The sequence below is a fragment of the Sporichthya brevicatena genome (assembly GCF_039525035.1).
GTDB classification, from domain to species: Bacteria; Actinomycetota; Actinomycetes; order Sporichthyales; family Sporichthyaceae; genus Sporichthya; species Sporichthya brevicatena.
Window position 1 is genome coordinate 45,979 of sequence record NZ_BAAAHE010000055.1, and the last position, 10,909, is coordinate 56,887.

At 71.6% G+C, this 10,909-nt stretch carries 9 protein-coding genes; 6 read left to right on the top strand and 3 right to left on the bottom strand.

The annotated features are described in order from the left end of the window. Positions 1-22 precede the first annotated feature (22 nt). Complete coding sequence (locus ABD401_RS24090) at positions 23-253, bottom strand: DUF7455 domain-containing protein (protein ID WP_344609602.1); 231 nt, start codon at positions 251-253, stop codon at positions 23-25. A 364-nt stretch (positions 254-617) separates the two neighbouring features. On the opposite strand from ABD401_RS24090, the gene ABD401_RS24095 reads away from it, so the two are divergent. Together ABD401_RS24095 and ABD401_RS24100 are read left to right on the top strand one after the other, a co-directional pair. Then, entirely contained in the window at positions 618-2,735 is a 2,118-nt protein-coding gene (locus ABD401_RS24095) for a DNA gyrase/topoisomerase IV subunit B (RefSeq protein ID WP_344609604.1), read from the top strand. Between the two features lie 89 nt (positions 2,736-2,824). After that, the gene (locus tag ABD401_RS24100; protein WP_344609606.1) at positions 2,825-3,466 is read left to right on the top strand and encodes a class I SAM-dependent methyltransferase; all 642 of its coding nucleotides are present in this window, start codon (positions 2,825-2,827) and stop codon (positions 3,464-3,466) included. A 12-nt stretch (positions 3,467-3,478) separates the two neighbouring features. Here the strand turns inward: ABD401_RS24100 and ABD401_RS24105 are convergent, their stop codons facing one another. Continuing rightward, positions 3,479-5,920, bottom strand: coding sequence for a DNA gyrase/topoisomerase IV subunit A (locus ABD401_RS24105; protein WP_344609608.1), 2,442 nt, complete (start codon positions 5,918-5,920; stop codon positions 3,479-3,481). Between the two features lie 351 nt (positions 5,921-6,271). Between ABD401_RS24105 and ABD401_RS24110 the strand changes: the two genes are divergently transcribed. Then, the gene (locus ABD401_RS24110; RefSeq protein ID WP_344609610.1) at positions 6,272-6,541 is read left to right on the top strand and encodes a hypothetical protein; all 270 of its coding nucleotides are present in this window, start codon (positions 6,272-6,274) and stop codon (positions 6,539-6,541) included. Positions 6,542-6,677: 136 nt separating this feature from the next. Here ABD401_RS24110 and ABD401_RS24115 read toward each other — a convergent pair whose 3' ends face one another. After that, positions 6,678-8,411 (bottom strand): AMP-binding protein, encoded by a 1,734-nt coding sequence (locus ABD401_RS24115; protein WP_344609612.1) that lies wholly within the window; start codon positions 8,409-8,411, stop codon positions 6,678-6,680. A 143-nt stretch (positions 8,412-8,554) separates the two neighbouring features. Here ABD401_RS24115 and ABD401_RS24120 point away from each other — a divergent pair, with 143 nt between their 5' ends. The 3 genes from ABD401_RS24120 to ABD401_RS24130 are packed head-to-tail and all read left to right on the top strand — an operon-like array spanning position 8,555 to position 10,852. Beyond that, the gene (locus ABD401_RS24120; RefSeq protein ID WP_344609614.1) at positions 8,555-9,142 is read left to right on the top strand and encodes a GNAT family N-acetyltransferase; all 588 of its coding nucleotides are present in this window, start codon (positions 8,555-8,557) and stop codon (positions 9,140-9,142) included. A 4-nt stretch (positions 9,143-9,146) separates the two neighbouring features. Then, the gene (locus ABD401_RS24125; RefSeq protein WP_344609616.1) at positions 9,147-9,725 is read left to right on the top strand and encodes a DUF5998 family protein; all 579 of its coding nucleotides are present in this window, start codon (positions 9,147-9,149) and stop codon (positions 9,723-9,725) included. Continuing rightward, the gene (locus tag ABD401_RS24130) at positions 9,722-10,852 is read left to right on the top strand and encodes an alkaline phosphatase family protein (RefSeq protein ID WP_344609618.1); all 1,131 of its coding nucleotides are present in this window, start codon (positions 9,722-9,724) and stop codon (positions 10,850-10,852) included. Before ABD401_RS24125 ends, ABD401_RS24130 begins: the two co-directional genes overlap by 4 nt. The last annotated feature ends 57 nt before the right edge of the window (positions 10,853-10,909 follow it).

A 10,909-nucleotide genomic window follows, 5' to 3' on the forward strand; every position in this document is an offset into this window, starting at 1 on the left:
TCGGCTGGGAATCGGCTGGGAGCTACCGCTCGTCGGCGGAAGCGCTGGCCGGGGTCCCCGCGAGCCGGTTGGTCTCGTCGTGGAACTCGGTGGCGATCTCGCGGAGCTTGAGCTCGTACTGGCGGCCGTGGTGCGCACAGAAGAGCAGGTCGCTGCCCTCCGAGAGCACTACGCGGATGTAGGCCTGGGCGCCGCAGCGGTCACAACGGTCGACAGCCGTCAGCGAGGTGGTCGTGGCAAGCAGTGCGGTCACGGTCGCCCCTCTCGATCGGTGGTACCCGGGCTAACAATCCTCCGACGTGATTGGTTCCCGTCCTTGGACGTTACCCGCTTGGTCTTTCCGATCACGCATGTTGTGAATCACAGACGCCAATTGTTGGCGACTGCGGTCCTGCTCGACCTCGTGCGAGATCTCTTTCGAGTTTGCACGAAGACGTTCGTGCAGGACGGAATCTTGGATGGGTTCACAGGCGTGTCCGGTTCCTCCCGGACCCTCGGCTCGTGCAGTAATCACCCGTTCGGCGGCTTCCCCTCCACCGTAAGGACGATGTCCGCCACACGCGGCGCGCCGCGAAATTCGGAGTCAGGGGCCGCAGGTAGCCTTCGGCTGTGAGCGAATGCGAGGCCCTGTGACTGCCCAGACGACTGCACTTTCCGGGGCCCCGGACTCCGGCTACACCGCACGCCACCTGCTCGTTCTCGAGGGGCTGGAGGCGGTGCGCAAGCGCCCCGGCATGTACATCGGGTCGACGGACTCCCGCGGTCTGGTGCACTGCCTGTGGGAGATCATCGACAACGCGGTCGACGAGGCCCTCGGTGGCTACTGCTCGACGATCGAGGTCTTCCTGCACGCCGACGGTTCGGTCGAGGTGCGCGACGACGGCCGTGGCATCCCGGTCGACAAGGAGCCGAAGACCGGCCTGTCGGGCGTCGAGGTCGTCATGACCAAGCTGCACGCCGGCGGCAAGTTCGGCGGCGGCTCGTACGCCGCCACCGGTGGTCTGCACGGTGTCGGTGCCTCCGTCGTCAACGCGCTCTCCGAGCGGCTCGACGTCGAGGTCGACCGCGACGGCGCGACCCACGCCATCAGCTTCCGTCGCGGCACGGCGGGCACGTTCGACGGTGACGGTCCGAAGGCGAAGTTCAAGGCCGAGGGCGGGCTCACCAAGGTGCGCCGCGTCGCCAAGCGCGTGACCGGGACGCGCGTGCGCTTCTGGCCGGACAAGCAGATCTTCCTGCCCGACGCGAAGATCTCGCGCGACGAACTGCACAACCGCGCGCGGCAGACCGCGTTCCTCGTCCCGGGTCTGACGATCCGGGTCACCGACTCGCGCAAGGGCGCGGCCGACGCCGCCGGCCCGGCCGAGGAGACCTTCCACTTCGACGGCGGCATCAGCGCGTTCTGCGACTTCCTCGCCCCCGACCAGGCGGTGATGGACACGCTGCGCCTGACCGGGTCCGAGACCTTCGTCGAGACGGTGCCGGTGCTCGACGAGGCCGGGCACATGACGGCCACCGAGGTCACCCGTGAGCTCGGTGTCGACATCGCGCTGCGGTGGGGCACGGGCTACGACACGACGGTCCGGTCCTTCGTGAACATCATCGCGACGCCCAAGGGCGGCACCCACGTCCAGGGTTTCGAGCGCGCGCTGGTGAAGACCCTCAGCGACGTCGCGAAGGCGACCAAGGCGCTCAAGGCCAACGACGAACCGCTCGTGAAGGACGACGTTCTCGAAGGCCTGACCGCGGTGGTGACGGTCCGTCTGGCCGAGCCGCAGTTCGAGGGTCAGACCAAGGAGATCCTCGGCACCTCGGCCGCGACGCGCATCGTGAACAACGTCGTCGCCCGCGAGCTCAAGACGTTCCTCACCGCGAGCCGCGGGGCGAACAAGCAGGCCGCGCGCACGGTCATCGACAAGGTCGTCTCCGCGGCACGCACGCGCGTCGCGGCGCGACAGCACAAGGAGACCCAGCGCCGGAAGAACGCCCTGGAGACCTCGTCGCTGCCGGCGAAGCTGTGCGACTGCCGCAGTGAGGACGTCGACCGCAGCGAGCTGTTCATCGTCGAGGGTGACTCCGCGCTCGGTACCGCGAAGCGGGCCCGCAACGCGCAGTTCCAGGCCTTGCTGCCGATCCGCGGCAAGATCCTCAACGTCCAGAAGGCGACGCTCGGCGACATGCTCAAGAACGCCGAGTGCGCCTCGATCATCCAGGTGATCGGCGCCGGCTCGGGCCGCACGTTCGACATCGACTCCGCGCGCTACGGCAAGGTCATCCTGATGACGGACGCCGACGTCGACGGCGCACACATCCGGACTCTGCTGCTGACGCTCATTCACCGCTACATGCGGCCGCTGGTCGAGGCGGGCCGTGTGTACGCGGCGATGCCGCCGCTGCACCGGATCGAGGTCATCAACTCGGGCCGCAAGGCGAACGAGTACATCTACACCTACACCGACGCCGAGATGCGCCGGACGGTCGCGGACCTGACGAAGAAGGGCCGCAAGCTCAAGGACCCGATCCAGCGCTACAAGGGTCTCGGTGAGATGGACGCGGACCAGCTCTCGGACACCACGATGAACCCGGCCACGCGGACGCTGCGCCGCATCACCGCCGGGGACCTCGAGGAGGCCGAGCGCGTCTTCGACCTGCTGATGGGCAACGACGTGGCTCCCCGCAAGGAGTTCATCGTCAGCTCCGCCGCCTCGCTGGACCGCTCGCGCATCGACGCCTGACCGGCGTTGCTGTTCCGGCAACAAACGTTGCCGGAACGCGAACGCCCCCCGCACCATCGCCCCCAGGGCCGATCGCCGTGGGGGAGCCGATGACGACGCACACGTTCGACGAGCAGTACTGGGAACGGCACTGGACGCCCGGCGCCGCGTCGGTCATGGGCACGGCGCCGCCCCACCCGTATCTCGCGATCGAACTCGCGGGCCTGCCGCCCGGCACGGCCCTCGATGCCGGCTGCGGGGCCGGGGCCGAGGCGATCTGGCTCGCCGAGCGCGGCTGGCAGGTGACTGCCGCGGACATCGCCGCGGCGGCGCTGTCCCGCGCCGCCGAGCGCGCGACCGCGGCCGGCGTCGACGGGCGGGTGGACTGGGTGCAGGCCGACCTGAGCACGTGGGAGCCGTCTGCGGCCTTCGACCTGGTCCTGACCAACTACGCCCACCCCGCGATCCCGCAGTTGGCGTTCTACGACCGCATCGCGGCGTGGGTCGCCCCCGGCGGGACGTTGCTGATCGTGGGTCACCTCGACGGGCACGGGCACGGTCACGGTCACAACGGCGAGGAGCCGCCCCCGGAGGCGACGGTGACCGCGGCGTCGATCACGGCGCGGCTGGACCCAGGGGTGTGGGAGGTCGTGACCGCCGTCGAGACCGAGCGCACCGTCGCCCGGCCCGACGGGTCGACCAAGCGCCTCGCCGACGTCGTCGTCCGTGCCCGCCGCCGGGGCACGGACTGACGAGGCGTCAGCTCAGGCGAGCGGACCGACGGGGCCGCCGACCGCGGTGACCGGCTTGGCCAGCTTGACGCCGGAGCCGTCGCGGCGGGGGTCGATCTCGGGGAGCTCGACCGGTGCGCCGTTGCCGCTGGAGGCCTTGGCGGGCGCGGGGCCGGCCCAGCCGAGGGTGAGGACGTCCTCGCCCTTGGTGAACCGGTGGCACCGGACGCCGCCGGTCGCGCGACCCTTCTGCGGGAACTCGGCGAACGGCGTGACCTTCACCGAGCCGCCGCCGACGTCGAGCGTGCCGGAACTGCCGGCGATGGTGACGACCGCGCCCTCGCGGCTCGGGTCGACGACCCCGAACCACACGGCCTTCGCACCCTTGCCGAGGTTGATGCCGGCCATGCCGGCGGCCGAGCGGCCCTGGGCGCTGACCTTGGCCGCCGGGAAGCGCAGCAGCTGAGCGTCGGAGGTGATGAAGACGAGGTCGTCGTCCGGACCGGTCACCGAGGCGGCGCCGATGACGCGGTCCCCGTCCTTGAGCGAGATGACCTCCCAGTCGTCCTTGTTCGACGGGATGTCGTGCTTGAGCCGCTTGACCACGCCCTGCGCGGTGCCCATGGCGAGGCCGGGGCCCTCGGGGTCGAGGCTCGCGAGGGCGACGACCTTCTCGCCCTTCTCGAGGCGGACGAACTCGCTCAGCGCGCCGCCGCCGGACAGCGCCGGGGGACCGGCGGTGGCGGGGATGGCCGGCATGTCGATGACCGGCACCCGGATCATGCGGCCGGCGGTCGTGAGCGCGCCGACGTGGCCGCGGGCCGTGGCCTTCACGGCCGAGACGATGACGTCGTGCTTGGCCCGCCCGCCCTCGGCCGGGAGCGGCTCGTCGGTCGGGGTTCGCGCCAGCAGACCGGTCGAGGAGAGCAGCACCCAGCACGGGTCGTCCGTGACCTCGAGCGGCACCGCCGCGGTCGGGGTGCCGGCCGACTCGAGCAGAACCGTCCGGCGTGGGGTGGCGAACTTCTTGCTCATCTCGCCGAGCTCGTCGGACACCGTCCGGCGCAGCAGCTCGTCGGACTCCAGCAGCGCATCCAGGCCGGCGATGGTCTCGCGGAGGTTCTCCGCCTCGCGCTCGAGCTCGAGCTTGTCGAGCCGGGTCAGGCGGCGCAGGGGGGTGTCCAGGATGTACGTCGCCTGGATCTCCGTGAGCTCGAAGATCTCCATCAACCGCGTCCGGGCGGTGGCGGCGTCGTCACTGGTCCGGATGACCTGGATGACCTCGTCGATGTTGAGCAGCGCGATCAGCAGACCGTCGACGAGGTGGAGCCGGTCGGCGGCCTTGCCCCGGCGGTAGCGGCTGCGGCGGCGGACGACCTCGAAGCGGTGGTCCAGGTAGACCTGCAGCAGCTCCTTGAGGCCGAGCGTCAACGGCTGCCCGTCGACGAGCGCGACGTTGTTGATGCCGAAGGAGTCCTCCATCGGCGTCAGCTTGTAGAGCTGCTCGAGAACGGCCTCGGGGTGGAACCCGGACTTGATCTCGATGACGAGCCGGAGCGGGTTGTCCTTGTCGGTGTGGTCGGCGACGTCGGCGATGCCCGCGAGCTTCTTGCCGCGGACGAGCTCGGAGATCTTCGCGACCACGCGCTCGGGGTCGACGCCGAACGGCAGCTCGTCGACGACGATCGCCTTCTTACGGGGCGTCAGGTTCTCGACGTGCGTGGTGGCGCGAGTACGGAAGGTGCCGCGGCCGGTCTCGTAGGCCTCGCGGATTCCGTCGAGGCCGATGATCTTGCCGCCGGTCGGCAGGTCCGGCCCGGGGACGAACCGCATCAGGTCGTCGAGGTCGGCGTTCGGGTGCTTGATCAGGTGCCGGGCCGCGGCGATGACCTCGCCGAGGTTGTGCGGCGCCATGTTCGTCGCCATGCCGACCGCGATGCCGGCCGCGCCGTTCACCAGGAGGTTGGGGAAAGCCGCCGGCAGGACGATCGGCTCGACCTCCGAGCCGTCGTAGCTCGGGATCAGGTCGACGGTGTCCTCACCGATCGCCTCGACCATGGCCATGGCCGCCGCGTCGAGTCGGCACTCGGTGTACCGCATGGCGGCGGGGGCGTCGGCGTAGGAGCCGAAGTTGCCGTGCCCGTCGATCAGCGGCAGGCGCATCGCCAGCGGCTGGGCCATACGGACCAGGGCGTCGTAGATCGCCCCGTCGCCGTGCGGGTGGAGCTTGCCCATGACCTCGCCGACCACCCGGGCGCTCTTGACGTGCCCGTTCTCCGGCCGGAGGCCCATCTCCGCCATCTGGTAGAGGATCCGGCGGTGGACCGGCTTGAGCCCGTCCCGCGCGTCCGGCAGGGCCCGGGAGTAGATGACGGAGTACGCGTACTCCAGGAACGAGCCCCGCATCTCCTCCGAGACGTCCGTCTCGATGATGCGCTCGTCGGGGACTGCGGGCGGGGGAGGGGTCTTGGCCATGCGCCCATTTTCCCTTGCCCCGCCGACGATCCCCGGCCCGGCACGCCCAGCGCCCCCGCCCGCGTGACCTTCCGCTCATGCATGAGCAGGAGGTCGAAATTCGGACATGGCGCGCCCGATTTTCGACTCCCTGCTCATGCATGAGCGGAGGGTGGGGCTCGCCGGGGGGTCGGCGGGGGTCGGCGGGGGGCCGGTGGGGCAGGGAACCCGGGTGGCGCAGGGCGGGTGACGGGGGTCCGAGAACCGCTCATGATCGTTCCCGAGCGGCCGAGGGGAACCACGGGGCCGTCGGCGGCGTCCCAGAGCGGGGAGATCGCCCGGTTCGGGCGATTGAGGGGGAGGTTCGACGTCATGGGCGTCATCAAGCGGTTCGCGATCGGCTCGACGGTGCTCGGTGTCCTGGCCCTCGCCGGGGGCGCGAGCGCGCTCGCCTTCGACGGCGGCAGCTCCACGGGCGGCAACCGCCCCGCGTCCCAGCAGCTCCAGGACCGCGGGGGTTCGGCGTCCGACGCCGTCTCCGGCGCCTTCGAGTCCGACGTCCCGTCGTCCGACTCGGACGTCCTGCCCGACACCGGGGGCTCCGACGCCTCCGCGCGGTGGTTCCGCCCGCACGGCGGCTGACCAGCCCGATCCGAGCACACCGAAGTCGCGCCCGGACAGGGCGCGACCCCGCGGCACGGGGGAACCACGGGGTCGCGCGGGGACGGACGCGCGGGGGGCGGCGTCCGCTGGGCCGACGGAGCGGCCCGGGGGAGAGCTACTCGGAGCGCAGCTCGGGGAGGTCCTCCTCCCAGAACTCGGCCTCGCCGCGGGGGGCGTAGTCGCCGGCGCCGGTCATCTTGGCCGAGTGCCGCTCGTCCTCGGACTGCCGCAGCTCGACGCGGCGGATCTTGCCCGAGATCGTCTTGGGCAGGTCGGTGAACTCGATGCGCCGGATCCGCTTGTACGGGGCGAGCTCGGTCCGGCAGTGGCGCAGAATCGACAGCGCCGTCTCGCGGTTCGGCTCGTGACCGGCGGCGAGGACGACGTAGGCCTTCGGCACCGCGAGCCGCAGCGGGTCCGGTGACGGCACGACCGCGGCTTCGGCGACCGCCTCGTGCTCGATCAGCACCGACTCCAGCTCGAACGGCGAGATCCGGTAGTCGGAGGCCTTGAACACGTCGTCGGCGCGGCCGACGTAGGTGATGTAGCCGTCCGCGTCGCGGGTCCCGACGTCACCGGTGTGGTAGTACCCGCCGCGGGTGACGTCGGCGTTCCGCTCCGGGTCGCCCTTGTAGCCGACCATCAGGCCGAGGTGCGGCTTCGACAGGTCGATGCAGATCTCGCCGTCGTCGCCCTCCTCGCCGCTGACCGGGTCGACCATCGCGATCGTGTAGCCGGGCAGGGCGCGGCCCATCGAGCCGGCCTTGATCGGCTGGCCGGGCGGGTTGCCGACGAGCGCGGTCGTCTCGGTCTGGCCGAAGCCGTCGCGGACCGTGATGCCCCAGGCCTTCTCGACCTGCTCGATGACCTCGGGGTTGAGCGGCTCACCGGCGCCGACGCACTCGCGCAGCGGCAGCTTCCACGCGGACAGATCGGCCTGGATCAGCATCCGCCACACGGTCGGCGGGGCGCAGAAGGTGTCGACCTCGGCGCGCTTCATCACCGCGAGCAGCGCGGCCGCGTCGAAGCGGGCGTAGTTGTAGATCATCACGCAGGCGCCGGCGGTCCACGGCGTGAACAGGTTGCTCCACGCGTGCTTCGCCCAGCCCGGCGAGGAGATGTTCAGGTGGACGTCGCCCGGCTGGACGCCGATCCAGTACATCGTCGACAGGCAGCCGACCGGGTACGAGACGTGGGTGTGCTCGACGAGCTTCGGCTTCGCCGTCGTGCCCGAGGTGAAGTACAGCAGCAGCGGGTCGGACGCGTTCGTGACGCCGTCGGGGGCGAAGTCGGCGGGACCGCTCGTGGTGTCCGGGAACGTCTCGAACCCGGGCGCCCCGGCCACCGCGATCTTGCGGTAGTCACCCGGGACATCGTCGAACTTGGCCGCGTCGCGGCCGTTGGTGATGACGTGGCGGGCCTCGCCGCGGGAGACGCGGTCGGTCAGGTCCGGCGTGCCCAGCAGCGTCGTCGACGGGATCATGACCGCGCCGAGCTTGATGCAGGCCAGCGCGGTCTCCCACAGCTCGACCTGGTTGCCGAGCATGACGATGACCTTGTCGCCGCGGGCGACGCCCTGGCCGCGCAGCCAGGTCGCGAGGCGGTTCGAGCGGTCGCGCAGGTCGCCGAAGCTCAGGATCTGCTCGGAACCGTCCTCCTCGACGATCCAGAGCGCCTTGCCGTCGGGGTTCTCGGCAGCGAGGACGTCGAACCAGTCCAACGCCCAGTTGAACTGCTCCAACTCGGGCCAGGCGAAGGTGTCTCGCGCAGCGGGGTAGTCCGTGCGGATCGACAGCAGGTGGTCGCGGGCGGCGCGGAACGCCGCCGTCGCGGCAGGATTCGTGCTCATCAGCGGGCTCCAGCAGGCTCGAAGGGGCCGGGGGCTCTCAGCAGCCTCATCCCACGGTTGAGACCGGTCAATGCCCGTCCCAACGGACGGGGGTACGCCGAAACCTGGTTGCGGGCCGTGACGGCGCCGCTCACGCTGGGTGCATGACGACCCCGACGTGGGCGCCCCCGGCGGCGCCGCCCGAGGCGCTGGTCGCGGGGGAGCTGCGCCTGGACCGCTGGCGGCCGGGCGACCGCGACGATCTCTACGCGGCGGTGGACACCTCGCGGGCGCACCTGGAGCCCTTCCTGCCCTGGGTCGCGGGGTACGAGCCGGCGTCGACGGAGTGGTTCCTGAACCAGGCGCACGAGGGCTGGGAGATGCGCCGCGAGTTCAACTACCGCGTCAGCGGGCCCGCGGTGGCGCCCGGACGGGTCCTGGCCGGCGTCGGGCTGATGGCGCGCCAGGGACCGGGAGAGCTGGAGATCGGGTACTGGGTGCACGCCGCCGCCGTCGGGCGCGGCATCGCGCGGGCGGCCGCGGCGGCGCTCACCGACGCCGCGTTCGCGCTGCCGGGCGTGGAGTGCGTGCGGATCCACCACGACCCCCGCAACGTGGCGAGCGGCCGGATCCCGGCGCGGCTGGGCTACCGGCGCCTGCCGGACCTCGTGCCCGGCCCGCCCGGGCGGGAGGACGAGCGACACGTGGCTTGGGTGGTGTGGAAGGACGAGTGGGCGCCGGTGCGAGGATGACGGCATGGCGGACACCGGCACCACTCGAACTTTGCGCGACGCGATCCAGCGGAGCGGGTACTACCCCGAGCTGGTCGCGGAGGGCATCGAGTTCGCGGTCGGTGAGGAGCCGATCAAGTCGTGGTTCGTGCACCAGGAGACGACGCTCGACGTCGAGACCGTGCGCCGCCACGTCACCGTGCTCGCGCTGACGCCCACGCGGCTGATCGTCGGCCACACCGACGAGCACAGCGCGGACGAGGACAACCCCGTCGCCTACGCCACGACGTCGACGGAGAGCATCGCGCTGAGCCGCATCTCCACCGTCGTGCTCTCCCGCACGGTCGCGGACCCGGCTCGCTACGAGGTTGGGGCGCCGCCGACCGAGTTGGTGCTCACCGTCGGCTGGGGCGCGGTCAGCCGGCTCGACCTCGAGCCCGCCACCTGCGGTGACCCGAACTGCGAGGCCGACCACGGCTACACCGGTTCGGTGACCGCCGACGACCTGTCGGTCCGCGTCAGTGAGGCCGGGGACGGTCGCGAGACCGTCGCCGAGATGCTCGTCTTCGCCACGGCGCTCTCCGCCGCCGTGGGCACCCGGTGATCGGCGAGCTCGCCTACGGCAGCGCCGCGCTGCCGGACCTGCTGCCGTCGGTCCTGGGCGAGCTCGGGGTGCCGGGGGAGTCGGGGCCGCTCGCGCTGGACCTGCCCCCGCGGGTCGCCGTGCTGCTCGTCGACGGACTGGGTCTGAACCTGCTGCGCCGGCACGCCGACCTCGCGCCGTACCTGAGTTCCCTGCTGCCCGACGCCGGGACGCTCGCCGTGGGTTTCCCGTCGACGACGGCGACGTCGCTGACCTCGTTCGGCACCGGCCTGCCGCCCGGCGCGCACGGCGTGCTGGGTCTGAGCATGCGCGGCCCGGACGGCGCGGTGCTGAACGCCCTGCACTGGGACGCCGCGAAGGTCGACCCCGAGCAGTGGCAGCCGCACCTGACCGCGTTCGAGCGGGCCGCCGCGGCCGGGGTCGAGGTGCGCTCGTTCGGGCCCGGGCGCTTCCGCGGCACCGGGCTCAACGGCGCGGCCTTCCGTGGGGTCCCGCTGGACCCGTCGGAGTCCGCCGGCGAGCTGGTCGCGGCCACCCTCGACGCCCTCGCCGACGCCCCGGGCCGCGACCGCGTCCTCGCGTACACCTACTACGGCGACCTCGACGCCACCGGCCACCGCAAGGGTGTCGGCTCCGCCGCCTGGCGGCACCAGCTCGCGCACGTGGACCGGCTCGCCGAGCAGATCGGCACCGCCCTGCCGCCGGGGTCGGCGCTGCTGGTGACCGCCGATCACGGGATGGTCGACCTCGTCGACGACCTCCGCATCGACGTCGACGCCGAGCCCGAGCTGCGCGAGGGCGTGGAACTGCTCTCCGGCGAGGCGCGGGCACGCTACGTCCACGCCCGGCCGGGCGCGGCGGCCGACGTGCTGGAGGCGTGGCGGGCCCGGTTGACCGACGGCTGGATCGTGCTCTCCCGTGAGGAGGCCGTCGCCGCCGGCTGGTACGGCCCGAGCCTCGACCCGAGGATGGCCGACCGCATCGGCGACGTCATCGCCGTCGCCACCGGCGCGGGCAGCCTCGTCGCGACGAAGACCGAGCATCCCTTCTTCGCGCAGCTGATCGGTATGCACGGATCGCTGTCGGAGGACGAGCTGCTCGTCCCGCTTCTGCGGGTCCGGGCCTAGGGCGTGTTGATCAAGTCGGTCTTGATCCAGATCAGGGTTGAGGCCAACAGGATCCCG